Below are 14,067 nucleotides of genomic sequence, written 5' to 3' on the forward strand. Positions count from 1 at the left end.
ACAGTAGAAACACCACACGGCCCGAGGCAACTCACAAACCCCAAGGCCACAGCCTCACTTGGGGCTAATCACACACGGGAACTAAGCGGAGACAAAGTGCCTGGTGCCGTGCACGGTGGCGAACGGCGCCCTGCCCCGCACCTCCGCCAGCCGGAACGCCCGCCCCGGCTCCCGTTCCTCGGCGCTCAGCAGCACCCGCTCGCAACGCTGGTTCGCCCCCCTGAACACCTGGTTCCACCGGTCCGGCAGCATCGGCATCCCCTGCTCCGTCAACCACAGCCAGGCCGGCTCCGGACCCTCGGGCCCCTCCAGGAACAGCCACTGCCGCTCCCGCCAGGCCAGCCGTGACAGCTTCTGCTGCCCCTCCACCCCCGCGCGGTCCACCCAGTGCACCACCGGCTCCCGGCCCCGCGTCACCCGGGTGATCACCCGCACAACGGGAAGCCGCTCGTAACGCCCCTGCTTCTGGGCCCGCGCGACGGCCCAGGCCCGCTCGGACTGCACGTAGGTCTCGACCTGCCCCAGCGCCTCCGTGCCGGCGTAGAAGGTCCGGCTCTGCTTCGACCGGGTCAACGCCCCCGCCACCTGGCCGTGGCAGTAGAGCCCTCCCCGCAACCGCTGGACAGGCAACTCGAACGTCAACAGCGAACCGCCCTCCTGCCGCCGCAGCCCCGAACTCAACTGAAACTGGACGAACGCGGTGTTCCGCCCCTCCGTCCGCGCCTCCCACCCCGCTGCCGGCACCCCCGCCCGCGTGGGACCGCGCAGCCCGATGTTCGACCACAGCCCCCATGTCCGAGGCGTGAGCCACGACACCCGCGAGCTCACCGAATCCGCCGCCCGGTCCTCGCGCCTCGACACGTCCACCGGCAGCGGCACCACCTTCGCCCACTTGAACAGGCGCGTGAAAGCGGCAGCCTCGCGGTCCCACTTCGCCCCGCCGATCCGTTGCGGATTCAGCGGCGATTCGCACCGCCAGTCCCGGTAATCCGCCAGATCCTGCTCGCTCGCCCGCCGCCACCACACCCTCCGCGACGACAGGAAGTTCAGCAGCAACCGGATGTCCGTCGCGTAGTTCCGCTTCGTCTCCCGCTCCAGCCCGCGGAACTCCTTCGAGCGAACTAAGTCCAGCAGGTCGACATCCACCGAGAAGTCCGGCGAGACGAACACCGGATCACCCGGCTTCAACCCCAGCTCCGCCACCGCCATCGGCAGGTTCTGGACCCCCAGCACCCCATCCTCCGGGAGCCGCCCCCACCGCTCCGGATCAGGCACCCACACCACACGCCACTCGTCCACGTACACCCCTAGATTGAGCCTTGAACACGCCCAATCATTAGGGAAGTCGTTACGCGAGGCCCGGATTTACCAACAGCGTCCGTAACGGTTGGGGCCTGTGACGTTTCCGGCCACCGACCCGGGCACGGATGGTTGCGAGGATTGCCGGCCGGTCCCAGGCGGTACAGCCGACGGGGCTGACCGCACAGGTTGCGGGCCCGTGTACGGCGCACCTGCGCAGCACACGCCAACGGGGCCGCCCGCTCGCGGTGGAGCGGGCCCCGTTCCTGGAGCCGGCCGCCGCGGTGGCGCCGGAGGTGGTGTCCGGTGGCCGGCGTCGGCTCGGTCCGGGCGGCCGGGGCTGACCGTGCCCGCCGCCGGGCCGGCCCGGGGTCACGCCTGGGCCGGTTATGCCTCGGCGAGGATCAGGGCGCTGTCGATGACCGCGCACAGCGCCGGCAGGCATGAGCGGCGGCGGCCAAAGTGTCCGGGTGGCGCGCCGGGACGCTCGGTTGCCCGTCTCCGGGTGGCAGGCCGCATGAAGGGGTACAGGCTGGTACCGGCAAGGTCCGTTCGCATGCATGCGAATGGTTCGATCGCCGCCCGTCCCCGACACGGTGTGCCGTGCCGTGGGACCGTCCGAGACTCAGGAGACCCCGATGACTCACCCCCTCCTCCCACTGCCGCTCACCCGGGCGCCGAGCCCCGACACCCCCGACCCCGATCCGACGGCCACCCCGCACCCGGACACGATTCCTGACGGGGACCTGACGGCGGCGATGATGAGCGCGGCGGCGAACCGACCCGTCGAGGACGTCGCCGACCTCCTGTGCCACCTGAACTCCAGCCGCACATCGGCTCTGACCCCGGCTCTCCACCAGGCGGTCGCCGCCCGGGCGGTCGAGGACCTGGCCGCCCTTCTCGCACTCCTGCGCCCCCGCGACCGGCCCGGCGCCGACCAGATCCTGCGCACCGCCGTCCTCACCAGACCCACCGGCGACGTCGCCCACCTCAGCGCCCTCCTGGCCACCGAACCCGACACCGGAATCCGAGCGGCCCTCCACGCGGCGGCATCGCTGCGCCCCGTCGGCGACGTCGCCCACCTGGCCATGCTGCTCCAACCCGCCCCCGCCCCCGCCCGGCAGTCCCGGGCCGACGGCCAGGACACCGACCACGTCGGGGTGCGCCCCGATACCGGGAGTGGTACGGAGCCACCCGTCGAGGCCGGGCCGCGGACGCGCCCGCGGGTCCTGTCACCCGCGAGGGTGAGCCGGAAGTATTCGTTCGTGCGGTGGCCGGCCGCTGCCTCCCTGCTGGCGACCGGCGCGCTCCACCTGCCGCTCGCGCTCTCCCTGTGGGAGCGGGATCCCGCCGCCGCCACCGTGATCACGGTCCTCGCGACCCTGTGCCTGATCGTCGCCGTTCTCCTGATCCGGGTCCGGTACGACGCGCCGTTGGTCTGGAGCGCCGCGACCGCCACCGGTGCGACCACGCTCACCGGCTACCTGCTTGCCGACAGCCTGCTCCTTCCGGATGTCACCGGGGCCCTCGCCGAATGGTGGAGCTACCTGGGACCGGCCGCCCTCGTCTGTGAGACGGCTGTCATCGTCCTGGCCATCGTCCACACCGTCACCGGCAGGCCCTGGCGAGGGTCCACCGACAGCGTGCCGACCACCCTGCGAGTCTGACCCCGGACCCAGCATCCGTCGGATCGGCCGCGCGGGCCGATGACCGAGCACGGCTCTGCGGTAGAGCGGACCGACCCCGTTCCTGAAGCCGGCCGCCGTGCCAATCCCGGACGGCCGGGGTCGGCCGCTCCCGCTGCCGTCCCGGTCTGGTCGGGCGCCCGGCTCGGTGGTCGGGACCTCCATGATGTGCAAGGCGTACCCGGTGAGGTCGACGGTTGTGACGCGTTTGGTGTGGGTGTCGGCGGCTTCCACGTCGTCGAGGTAGAAGATCCAGGTCAGCCACTTGGCGGACAGTGCGACGCGGCCGGTGACGCCGACGGGGTAGGTGCGGCTCACCGTCTCGACGTGGTGCAGGCCCTGGCCGCGAAGGACGCCGCCGAGGCTGCGTCCGCGCGCGGTCGACACCTCCCGGGCGGCGAGGGAGGCTGCGGAGACCGCGGCCGGGGAGACCGAGGAGTCCGGGAAGGACCTGACCCGTGCCGCGGACGCCGCCGTCCAGCAGGCGGTCTCCGCCGCCGGCGTCGCCAACCTTGGTGATCGGTGCGTGTCCCAAGCCCCCAGCGGGCCCGGACCGGGGTCGCCGCCTCCTCGGGCGGCGGCGTGGCCTGGGGTGCCTGCCCGGGCATCGGGATGTCAGCAGGTTGTCGGTACGGCTCCGGCTGAACGTGGTCAGGGACGCACCTTCGGATCGAGAAAGCGGATTTGTCGGCAACGGTTCGGGCTACGAGAGCAACGGCTGCGGCCGGAGCGGACACAACCAGGGCAGCAACGGCGTCAACTGTCGGCATTGGTTACGACCTGCTGGGCCTTGGCGTTCTCGGCCTCTCACCGAACTGCCTGCTCTGTCCCCGGCCGTCCGGACGGGGACGGCGAGACCCGGCCATGCGATGCCGGACCCCGCCCGTGTACGTCGCCTCGTCCGAGTCCGCCGCGGCGCGCACACCCTCACTTCGTCGCCCGCCCCCACGTCCACCTCACCCGGTCGGCCCCACCAGGATGGGTCCTGACGCCGCTGCCGCGTCTTCTGCATCACTCGACAGGACGGCCCCTGATCGCGGTGCGAACCCGTGCCGGACAGACTCTGATGCCATGACGCGAACTCAGAACACCGCCCCCGGCGCTGCCGGCGTCGCACAGCTCCCCCAGAACTCCAGTGCGCCGGTGTGTGTCGACGCCGCACTGATTACGCTGGCCTCTTCCGTACTCGACCACTGTGTGCCGACGCCGCCTTCGGCCACCACCGCCCCGTCGAGCGCCAGCCTTGCGAACCGGCTGCGGGACGCAGCCGGCGTCGGCGCCCAGCGCACGCCTTCGCGCTCGCTCACCACCCCGCTCGGGTATGCCCCGGGCCGCCTTGAGCGCGACGTGCTCGCCGCGACGATCGACAGGCTCCTGAGATCTGAGCGCCGTGGACTCCTCCTGCAGGTGGACACCACCCTCCTGTACGAGACGGTCCAGACCCTGCGCCAAGAGACCACGCGCTGGGCCGGCGAGCCGCTCGGAATCGTGTCCCGGCGCCTTTGGGAGCACCTGTATCTGTGCATCCCTCTGACGTCCATCGCCGTCACCACCCGGCGGCCATAGCCGCCAGCGCCTTCGGGGTTACGCAGCCCGGACGAGGAGCGGCATGATCACGGCGAGCACGATGGTGAGGTGCCGGGGTTCCAGGCCGTTGCGGAGCATGGGCGCCGTCGCCTTGCCTGTCGAACCGGAGGGTCGAGGTGGTCGGCGCAAGACTGCGCTCGCCCCGCGGTCCTGCGCCGACCCGGGAATCATGCTTGGTAGCCGAACCGGTTGTCGGACAGTGACTTCGAGGACCTTTGTCGGCGTCGCGTGAACCGTGGTTCTGGATCACTTTTCGGGAGTGATCCAGAGCCTGAACCGTGACCCAGTTCGGCCGGATGAAGTAGGACCCGGTGTTGGTGGTGTGGCGGTTCAGTCTGTGTCGTCGGGGTTGGCGGGGGCGCCTCCGAGGTGGCGGCCGCGCGGGCCCGGGCCCAGACGGAGCTCGCGAGGTGGCCGTGCCCGGCCTGGGCCAGGCCCAGGCCGGGCACGGGCGCACGTCCCGGTCAGGCCCGGCGACGGCCGAGCCGCATCACCGCCGCACCCGCAGCGAGGAACGCCACCGAGAGGCCGATCAAGACCGGTGTCGCCGGGGCACCCGTCTCGGCCAGCTCCCCGTGGTACTGGTGGCCGGCCGAGTGCTCGTCGCCCGCGGCGTGGTGGCCGCCCTTGCCGTCGTACTCGTGGCCGCCGTGCTGCCCGCTCTTCCCCTCGTAGTCGTGGCCGCCGGAGTGAGGCGCCTTGTGCGGTGCCCCCTCCTGCTCGCTGAACTTCGCGTTGTGCGCGGCCTGGCTCTGCTTGTTGGACAGGTTGTTCTTCTGCGCGGCCGACTGGTGGTTCTGCGCCGAGTTGTTCGAGCTACTGATGGCGCTGTTGTTCGCGCTGTTGTCGAGGTGGTTGGTGACGCTGCTATGCACCACGACGGTCAGGTTGACGTGCTGGTCCTGGCCCTGTGCCTGGCCCTGTGCCTGGCCCTGCTGACCACTCTGGCCCTGGCCCTGGCCCTGGCCCTGGCCCTGGCCGTGCTCCTCGTGGCCGCCGTGCCCACCTTGGCCGTGCTCCTCGTGGCCGCCCTGGCCGCCGTGGTCGTGCTCCTCGTGGCCGCCGTGCCCACCTTGGCCGTGCTCCTCGTGGCCGCCCTGGCCGCCGTGGTCGTGCTCCTCGTGGCCGCCGTGCCCACCTTGGCCGTGCTCCTCGTGGCCGCCCTGGCCGCCGTGGTCGTCGGAGTGGCCGTGGCCGTTGCCTCCGCACGACTCGGCGCCGCCACCGGCCGGCTGGCTCCACTCGGCGTTGCCCTCGTCCGCCTGAATTGCTCGGTCTTGTTCGACGGCTTCGGTGTAGGCGTCGGCGTCGACCTCGGTCTTGTGGGCCGGGCGGACCACCGGCACGGAGTAGATGGCGCTGCGACCGTTGAAGGTCCAGGCGTCGGCGGAGGAACTGGTGTCCTCCTCGGCCAGGCGCAGGAGGTTGCCGACCCAGTCGACCTCGGTCTCCGCCGATTCGGAGGCGGCATCGTGGTCGACCAGCGGCGAGGCGTAGGCCGTGCTACCGGGGCCCCACACGAGCGCGGCCGAGGCCAGCCCGGACAGGATCAGGGTGGTGATTCGAGTACGCATGACACTCCAGGATGATCTGCAAAACGGATCTTCTGAGTACGCTTCTCGGCGCACCGGCTGCGGTTCGCATCGCTGGGGACTAATCAGTTCGGCCCAACGAATTAGCGTGCACGGAGGAACCCCTCCCACAAGCAGAGTCGACCCACTCCGACCGGAGCACGCCCATCGGGAAGTTGACATGGCGCCAGAGCATCTGGAGGAGCTTTCAGCTCGAAGGGGTGACCTCGGAGCGGTGTTTCTTCCTCTCCTGGCGCTTGTTCCGCAGGAACTGACGAGCCGCCGCCCCGCCTTGCCAGCCCTGGGTGAGACATCCCGCTTTGTCGGGTTGGCCCGCGAGGGGCCGAGTAGGAGGCCCTTCCCCTGATGACCAGCACCGACCCGCCCGTGCCCGACCCGATCCCCAGGCCGAGGCGTCGCACGTGCAGCCCCGAGCGCAAACTGCGGATCGTCGCCGAGTACGACGCCGCACCCCAAGGCGAGAAGGGCGCGGTCCCGCGCCGTGAGCGCCTCCACCACTCGTACGTCACCGAGTGGCGGGCCGTCCGGGACGCCGGAGCCCTGGAGAATCTGGTCGACCACCCCACAAGCCCGGCCCGCCCGAAGAAGTCCGCCACTGAGGCCGAGTACGAGAAACCGCGCCGACAGGTGGAACGGCTGAATAACGAGCTCGCCCGGAACAAGGGCCTTCACCCCGGGTGGTAGACACGGGCTTGTGTGGTTATACGGCGAGTGTCAGGGTGGCGGACTGTTGCTGCTCGTCGGCGACGGGGCTGACCTGGCCGTTGGCTGAGTGCCTGCGCCAGGTGTTGTACGTGTTCAGCCAGCGGAAGACAGCCGCCCGGCAGGCCCGGGCCCCGGGCTACCGGCGTGCGCCCTTGAAGATCTCCCGTTTCAGTGAGGCGTGGAAGCTCTCGCAGGCGGCGTTGTCGGCGCTCGCTCCGACGGCTCCCATGGACTGGGCAACGCCCAACTCGGCACACAGGTCCGCAAAGTGGCGACTTCCGTACTGCGCCCCGTGATCGGAGTGGAACACCGCCCCCTGCAGAGTGCCTCGGGTCGCGGTGGCCATCGTCAGAGCGTCGGCGACCAGGGACGAGCGCATCTGGTCGGCGATCGACCAGCCGACGACGCGCCTGCTGAAGCAATCCAGCACCGTTGCCAGATACAGGAACTCCCCGTCCCCGACCAGGAGATACGTGATATTGCCCATGTACTTGAGGTTCGGCGCCGGCGCGCTGAAGTCGCGTCCGAACAGGTCCGGCACCGGCGCGACCGACGGCTCGGGCACGGTGGTGCGGACCTTGCGGCGCAGATGGGTGCCCACGATCCCGAACTTGCGCATCACCCGCGCGACCCGCTTCTCGTCGACCGCCAGGCCGTCCTGCCGCAGCTCGGCGGTGACACGCGGGGCGCCGTAGGCCCCGTCGGAGTCGGCGTGGACACGCTGGATCCGCGCCGCCGACACGGCGTCGGCCTCCTGGTGCACCGCGCGGGCCGCGGCATTCGCACGCCACCTGTAGTAACTGGAGCGCTGGATGCCCAGCACCTGGCAGAGCCGCTTGACCTCGAAGGCCTCCCGGTGGTCCTCAACGAACTGGAAGCGGCCCATCACCAGTTCGTCTCCGAGGCGAAATACTTCGTAGCCTTCCGCAGGATGTCCCGCTCGACCGACAGCGTCTCCCGGTCCTTGCGCGGACCCGCGTTCTCCACACGCAAAGCCGCGTTCTCCACCTCCAAGCGGGCCAAGCGCTCCTCGGGCGTCGCCGCCACAGCCGGCAGCACGCCGTCGGGCCCCGGTGCGGCCCCCGCATCCCGCACCCACTGCCGCAGCGACTCGGCGTGCATCCCCAGATCCGGCGCGACCTTCGCATACGTGAGCGACGGATCGGAGCAGTACAGCGCTACAGCGGCAGCACGGAACTCCGCTGAGTAGTGCATGTGCACCATCGGTGCCAAGCGGCGGGCAGTACCATCCGCTGCTCCCGGCGGCCCGGCGGCCCGGTGGCCCGGTGGCCCGGTGGCCCGGTGGCCCGGTGGTCGGTCCGGTCGACGCGGAGGCCGGCATCGGCAAGGCGAGGCTGTTCGCGCGCCCGGCCGGCCACGGACACCGCGTGGCGCTCAACAGGCTCCCGGAAGAACGCCGGGCCGGCGGACCGGCCCGGGGCGGCGGCCAAGGCCGATGGTTGCCCGCCGTACGTTCGGGCCCCGCCGCTCGATTCTCCGGGGCGACCGGCACCCGTCAAGTCCGCACCGCCCGCCGCCATCGCCACGCACAGGCCCGCATGCGCGGGCCTGGCGGAACTCGCCCGCCCCTACAACTCGGCGGCTGTCGGGGCGCGACCGGACAGGCGCCCGGGTCAGGCCCCGGGAACCGACACGCCGTCGGCCGTGGTCCGTCAATCTCGCGCGCGTGGCCCCTATCGTCAGGATGCGGCGCCGGCCGGGCCGATACCGGGCATGGAGACGGTCGGCGCCCGCGTCGGGCCGCTCATGGCGTCTCCGCACCAGTGAGCGGCTCGACGGAGAGGGCACGTTGGAGTCCGAAGTCACAGTCAGGACCCCGGTCGGCCGGCTCCACGGTCCGCTGGTCCAGCCGGGTGATGGTGCGCTGGAGCTCATCGACGTCGACCCGCGCCACCCCGGCCTGCGCACCCACCGCTACCGTGCGCTGCCCGGTCACGGTCGCCACCGGGTCTTCGACTTCTACATCGAGACCGGCGCCGGCGCCTGGCGGATTTACTGGACCTGAGGCCCCCGCCGACACCGCCGACACCGCCGACACCGGCCGTCCCGACCACGGCGGCCGGGACGGCGCGGTGCTCAACGGTCGCCCACGCGAGACGCTCGGCTGGGAAACCCCGGGCCGAGCGTCTCGCCACGTACCCGCTCGTGGATGCCGGCGAGATGGTTGGGTAGGAGGGAGCCACTGGACGGGAGATCTGATGGACACCATGCACACCCCGGACGTTCGGGACCAGCACATCGCCGACGTGCGGGCCGCGCTCCAGCGCGCGATCCCCTTCCTGGGTTTCTCCGCCGGCCGGGAGGCGGCCACCGATCCGAACTACTCGGGCCGGCTGTTCGCGGCAGCCGACGACCTGACGAACACCCTGGACCGCACCGCGCCCTGAAGCCGGTTGGGTCGGTGGGGCATCCGGTCGGGGGAACCGGGATCGGATCGGCGGTGGGGCGGCTGTGGTGGCAGCAGCATGTGTGGCTATGAAGGGCGATCACATGGAAGCGCTGCGGGTCGCCGGGCAGCGGGTCATCGAGGAGCAGGGCGCGCTGACCGCGGCTCTGGCCGTGCTCTCCGGTGCCGTTCTGGACGCGGTCGGTGTGGGTGCCGCGCCGGATGCGGTGGGCGCCGAGTACACCCGGATGGTGTTCGGGTACGGTGCGTCCGTTCTCCCCGGGCCGTCGGCCGTCGCCCGCGAGGAGGTGTTCGTCCCCGCCCCGAGTGGCGGCGGGGACGTCGATGCTCCGGTGCCTGGGTCCCCCGCCCCGATGGGCAGGGATGTGCTCGCGGCCTGTACGACGCGCTGCCGGCCTCGGGTGCGCGGCCTTTCGACGGCCGATCTCGCGTCGCAGTTGGCGGGGCAGGCCGGGGTGACCGAGGGAACGGCCCGCAAGTACCTCTCCGCCATCAAGACCGAGCGGTGCGGCCGGTAGTGCGCTCGTTGCGCCGGCTCCGGCGACGATGGCATGTCAGCGACCGAATACGTGCAGGTCAAAGCCCTGGTCACCGGTGATCGGCGGGGCTGGCATTCCCGGCACGGCGGCCCCGCCACACGCGGTACCGGGTCGCCGGGCAGAGCGGCCGCGCCATGCCCCGGCGCGGTTGGCCTCCCACCGGCCGGGGTCCCGCGGAACACCCCCCTTTCCGGGGACCCCGGCTGCCCGCGCCCTGTTCCCGGCCTGTCGGGCGCCGGTCGGTCGGCGGCGCGGGCCGGACGGGCCCGTGCGACGTGGACACCGCCGCCGCCGGCGGGTGCCGTTCGCCCGGCCGGTTCCACGGCCGCCGTCACAGCCGCTACCGTGGGGAACGCGGGCGTCCGGCCGGACGGTCCTGCGGCCGGTGGAGGGAGGCGGAGCGTTGAGCGCACAGCCCATCGCGTACGCGGACGTGGATCACGAGGCCGCGCTGAAGTACGCCGTCCAGCTCATCGACCACCGGTGGGCACAGGTCATCGAGGGGCGGATCGTCCTGGTGTCACCGACATGGGACCACGAGAATGTCGCGGCCAGGATTCGCCGCCAGCTCGACCGCCGCGTCGACGAACTCGGCTGCATCAGCGGCTTCGGCAACCTCGACCTGCCCGGCTCCCCGAACTGGTACCTGCCCGACCTCGCCGTCATCCCCGAGGACCTCGCCAAGGGCGCCGGCGCCCTCACCCCCGGCCAGACCCTTCTGGTCATCGAGGTCACCTCCGAGTCCAACGGCGACACCGACCGCGTCACCAAACGCAAGCGCTACGCCCAGTACGGCGCCCCGCTGTACCTGCTCGCGGACCGGCAGAGCCGCGAGTGCACCCTCTTCCGCGAGCCCCACGGCCTCGGCTACGCCGTCGTGGACGGCCCTCACCCGTTCGGCACCCCCACCCACCTGCCCGAGCCGTTCGACCTGGTCCTGAACACCGAGAACCTCTGACCCGACCGGCCGGCGGCCGCGGACGGCGAGCACGCGACCCGCCGCACCGGTGATGGGCCGGCCCTGGAACGGATCGCCGGCACGTTGGGACAGGGTGGGACAGCCCGTCGGCGCTCTTCGTCAGGTCTTCCGGAAGCGGATCAGCGGGGGGTGTTCCACGGCGTCGGGATCGGCCCTCGGGTCGTAGGCGGCGAGCCCGGCCGTCCGTACCCGATCCGCGATCCGCAGCCACTCCTGGCGGTCCGCCTCGGCGGTGAGCACCGCCTGGTCGAAGCCCGGGTCGTCCAGGGCCAGGTCCTGGACGTGGTGGAGCCGTTCCATCGCCATGTCCGCCGCCCGGTCGATCTCCGGCGGTGTCATCCCGTCCGCGTCCCGGCACACCAGCGCGCGGTGGAAGTGGTCCGTGTCCGGGTGGAGCTCCAGGCGCTCGCCGGGCGGGCGCAGCCAGCGGGCCGGGATGGTGTGGAGGACGGTGGCGGGGAAGACGATGGCCTGGCCGTCGGTGTCGGTGACGATGCCGGTGATGTCGTACTCCTGGCCCTCGGCGAGATCGAGGGCCGCCGCCTGTTCGTGGGTCAGGCGTAGTGCGACGCTGCCGGCGGGGATGTCGCGGCTGACCACCACCGTGTCGGGTTTCTCGCCGAAGCCGATCACGGTCACGGTGATGCGACGCCCGCGTACGAGGTGCAGCTGCATGTCCGACAGCCACCGGTTGGCGCGTGCGCCCGCCGGCAGGGTCGGGAGCCGTCGGGGGATGTGCGCGGTGTAGGTCTCGCCGACCACGACGTCTCCGGTACGCATCGCTTCTCCCTTGCCCATGCCGTGTGTGTCCATCGTGCCGGGCCGGTGCCTGTGGGGCCGCGTGGTCGGTGTGGCCGGGCGGGTGGACCTGGAAGACTGGCGGTCATGAGTTCCCCCGTTCGGCGCCCGTTGTGGCGGCCCTTCTCCGAGCCCGCCACCGACACGCCCGTGCGGGCTGATGACCGGGCGCGGTTGCTCGCGGTGGAGCGGGCCCCGTTCCTGGAGCCGGCCGCCGCGGTGGCGCCGGAGGTGGCGCCTGGTGGCCGTCGGCGGCTCGGTCCGGGCGGTCTGGCCGCCGGTTCGGTCCCGGGCGGTCGGGGCTGACCGTACCCGCCGCCGGTCCGGCCCGGGTCATGCCTGGGCCGGTTGTGCCTCGGCGAGGATCAGGGCGCTGTCGATGACCGCGCACAGCGCCGGCAGATCGCGGGCGGCGTCGTTGAGGACGGTGCTCGGCGCGGTGGTGGCGATGGCGCCGACGGCGGCCAGGGCGAGCTGCTCGGCCGCGGTCAGGTCCGGGGTCGACTCGGCGTCGGTGGCGCCCAGCAGCACGTAGGCGTCCAGGCGGTAGCGCGGCTCGGCGGCCACCTCGCCGTCCCCGGCCGGGAGGATCTCGCGGCCCATCACCTGCCGCAGCGCCTGGGCGAAGGCCTCCAGCACCGGTCGGTGTCCGTCGTCCTGGCGTGTGGCCAGTGCCTCGACCCGTCGGGCGGCCCGCTCCCCGACGGCGGCGGCCAGGGCGAGTGCCTCGCGCACCGCGTGCTCGCGTTCCTCGCGCGCGGCCGCGGCCCCTGCCGCCGCGTGGTCGTCGAGTCTGTCGCCGGCGGTGAGGCCGTTCGGATCGTTGTCGGCCGGCCGGGGATCGGACACGGGCAGGAGGGAGGAGAACTGGTTCGTCATGACCGGTGAACCGGTCCCGGCCCCGAACCGTCACGGCCCCGGGCGGCGCGGGCCCGGGCTCGGACGCGTCCGGGCCGCCACCACGGGGCGGCCGATCCCCCCCCGGGGGGAGAAACACCCTGTGTCGCCTGCCGTCGGTGATACTCAGGTGGCCCGCTGCGCAGGCCAGCGGTGTGTTGAACGCGCCCGGTCCGGTGAGGGTCAGGGTTCCGCCGGGGTTGACCGCCAGTTCGACGTCGACCTTGCGCTGGAGCTGTGCCGCTTCCGAGCTGTTCGGTCCGGCGTCGCGTGCCTGCGCGCCGAAGGCCGGCTGCGGGGCGGTGGCCGAGGCGGCGGCTCATGACCATGCTCATCGACCAGCGGATCACCGCCTCCGAGCTGTCGGTGCGCGTCTCGTAGTCGCGGGCGAGGCGAACAAAACCCACAAGCAGGCCATCATCGCCCTCGCCCGACGCCGCCTGAACGTCCTATGGGCCCTCATACGCGACGGCCGCACCTTCGAGATCAGCCCGCCACCCAACCCCATCGCCCTGGACTGACACGCCCACAGCGAGTCACCAACCGGCTTGACAACGTCATTGGGAATCAGTAGCGAGAACACAACACACCCGTGACCCCACCTCCGGAGGTGGGGTCACGGGCCCCTGATGTGAGGACACCGGCCACTGGATCTTCATAGTCCAGGAGAACGGAGTCCCAGTGGGGATGAAGCACTACCCACCGCGAACAAGCTGAGGCGGAGTGCCCGGTGCGCGGTGTTAAACGAGCGCGATGATTGCGGCGGCAGTAGCCTTCTCCGCCTCGGCCAGAAGGTCTTTGACGAGATCAGTAATCGCTCCCTCGACGCCCTGAGCGAGGGTGTCGGTTCCGGAGATGCTGGCCTTGAAGCTGCTGCCGTTCGCCAGGCCTGACCACTCAGCCGTAACCTGCGGATTGAGGCCGCCGATCGCAAAATCGTCATTGCGATCGGGCGTGCCGAACGGCAACCCTGCGACGGTTCCCTCGGTGTGGCCCGAGTGCTGGAAGGTGAAGACGATTCCGTCGGGCGTCATCACGGCCGCGGAGATCGTGTAGTCGATGTTGTCAAAGCCACTGTCATGTGCGTGACTGCTGAAGGTGAAACTGCCGTCCTGCTTCATCACGACATGTGCCGAGCCACCAACGGCGAGATCAGTCGTCACTCCCTGGTCAAAGTTTCTGATCGCCGGGGCGTCCTCGTACCAGTAGTGGTCCTGGACCGATCCGTTGGCTCCGACGAACCAGAGTTCCATGCTGTTCGGGATGCGCGACACCGCGGCGATACCGCCGTTGGTCGACGCGCTGCCGGCGGGCGCGAGTTCGAAGCCCTGCCAGTTGCTGCCCTCGTACCAGTAGTGGTCCTGGACGGATCCGTTGGCTCCGACGAACCAGAGTTCCATGCTGTTCGGGATGCGCGACACCGCGGCGATACCGCCGTTGGTCGACGCGCTGCCGGCGGGCGCGAGTTCGAAGCCCTGCCAGTTGCTGCCCTCGTACCAGTAGTGGTCCTGGACGGATCCGTTGGCTCCGACGAACCAGAGTTCCATGCTGTTCGGGA

Annotated in this window: 12 protein-coding genes and 2 pseudogenes; 8 read left to right on the forward strand and 6 right to left on the reverse strand. The window is 71.3% G+C overall.

Features of this window, described 5'->3' with window-relative positions; all coding sequences use genetic code 11:
* Positions 1–81 precede the first annotated feature (81 nt).
* Positions 82–1,305: an integrase gene (locus tag ACFXHB_RS41860; protein ID WP_380581980.1), complete on the reverse strand. Its 1,224-nt coding sequence runs from the start codon at positions 1,303–1,305 to the stop codon at positions 82–84.
* A gap of 632 nt (positions 1,306–1,937) precedes the next feature.
* Here ACFXHB_RS41860 and ACFXHB_RS41865 point away from each other — a divergent pair.
* Positions 1,938–2,966: a hypothetical protein gene (locus ACFXHB_RS41865; protein WP_380581983.1), complete on the forward strand. Its 1,029-nt coding sequence runs from the start codon at positions 1,938–1,940 to the stop codon at positions 2,964–2,966.
* 1,089 nt (positions 2,967–4,055) lie between these two features.
* On the forward strand, positions 4,056–4,550 hold the full coding sequence (locus tag ACFXHB_RS41870) for a hypothetical protein (RefSeq protein ID WP_380581985.1): 495 nt from the start codon (positions 4,056–4,058) through the stop codon (positions 4,548–4,550).
* A 485-nt stretch (positions 4,551–5,035) separates the two neighbouring features.
* On the opposite strand, the gene ACFXHB_RS41875 is transcribed toward ACFXHB_RS41870, so the two are convergent.
* Positions 5,036–6,145 carry a hypothetical protein gene (locus tag ACFXHB_RS41875; protein WP_380581987.1) on the reverse strand — a complete coding sequence of 370 codons (1,110 nt, stop codon included), beginning with the start codon at positions 6,143–6,145 and terminating at the stop codon, positions 5,036–5,038.
* 363 nt (positions 6,146–6,508) lie between these two features.
* Between ACFXHB_RS41875 and ACFXHB_RS41880 the strand changes: the two genes are divergently transcribed.
* Positions 6,509–6,847, forward strand: coding sequence for a hypothetical protein (locus ACFXHB_RS41880; RefSeq protein WP_380581989.1), 339 nt, complete (start codon positions 6,509–6,511; stop codon positions 6,845–6,847).
* Between the two features lie 16 nt (positions 6,848–6,863).
* Here ACFXHB_RS41880 and ACFXHB_RS41885 read toward each other — a convergent pair.
* Positions 6,864–8,092, reverse strand: a pseudogene (locus ACFXHB_RS41885) (IS3 family transposase).
* Positions 8,093–8,678: 586 nt separating this feature from the next.
* On the opposite strand from ACFXHB_RS41885, the gene ACFXHB_RS41890 reads away from it, so the two are divergent.
* From ACFXHB_RS41890 to ACFXHB_RS41905, 4 genes are all read left to right on the forward strand, one after another.
* Entirely contained in the window at positions 8,679–8,894 is a 216-nt protein-coding gene (locus tag ACFXHB_RS41890; protein WP_380581991.1) for a hypothetical protein, read from the forward strand.
* Positions 8,895–9,087: 193 nt separating this feature from the next.
* A complete protein-coding gene (locus ACFXHB_RS41895; protein WP_380581993.1) occupies positions 9,088–9,276 on the forward strand; it encodes a hypothetical protein in 189 nt (62 codons plus the stop codon).
* 88 nt (positions 9,277–9,364) lie between these two features.
* Entirely contained in the window at positions 9,365–9,814 is a 450-nt protein-coding gene (locus tag ACFXHB_RS41900; protein WP_380581995.1) for a hypothetical protein, read from the forward strand.
* Positions 9,815–10,238: 424 nt separating this feature from the next.
* The gene (locus tag ACFXHB_RS41905) at positions 10,239–10,793 is read left to right on the forward strand and encodes a Uma2 family endonuclease (protein ID WP_380581997.1); all 555 of its coding nucleotides are present in this window, start codon (positions 10,239–10,241) and stop codon (positions 10,791–10,793) included.
* A 120-nt stretch (positions 10,794–10,913) separates the two neighbouring features.
* Here the strand turns inward: ACFXHB_RS41905 and ACFXHB_RS41910 are convergent, their stop codons facing one another.
* Positions 10,914–11,594 carry a hypothetical protein gene (locus ACFXHB_RS41910; protein WP_380581999.1) on the reverse strand — a complete coding sequence of 227 codons (681 nt, stop codon included), beginning with the start codon at positions 11,592–11,594 and terminating at the stop codon, positions 10,914–10,916.
* A gap of 105 nt (positions 11,595–11,699) precedes the next feature.
* Between ACFXHB_RS41910 and ACFXHB_RS41915 the strand changes: the two genes are divergently transcribed.
* Positions 11,700–11,918 (forward strand): hypothetical protein, encoded by a 219-nt coding sequence (locus ACFXHB_RS41915; protein WP_380582001.1) that lies wholly within the window; start codon positions 11,700–11,702, stop codon positions 11,916–11,918.
* Between the two features lie 27 nt (positions 11,919–11,945).
* Here the strand turns inward: ACFXHB_RS41915 and ACFXHB_RS41920 are convergent, their stop codons facing one another.
* Complete coding sequence (locus ACFXHB_RS41920) at positions 11,946–12,491, reverse strand: hypothetical protein (protein WP_380582003.1); 546 nt, start codon at positions 12,489–12,491, stop codon at positions 11,946–11,948.
* 758 nt (positions 12,492–13,249) lie between these two features.
* Positions 13,250–14,067: pseudogene (locus ACFXHB_RS41925) on the reverse strand (hypothetical protein); the annotation flags it as partial.

It is taken from the genome of Kitasatospora sp. NPDC059327 (assembly GCF_042752535.1).
In the GTDB taxonomy this organism is placed as follows: domain Bacteria; phylum Actinomycetota; class Actinomycetes; order Streptomycetales; family Streptomycetaceae; genus Kitasatospora.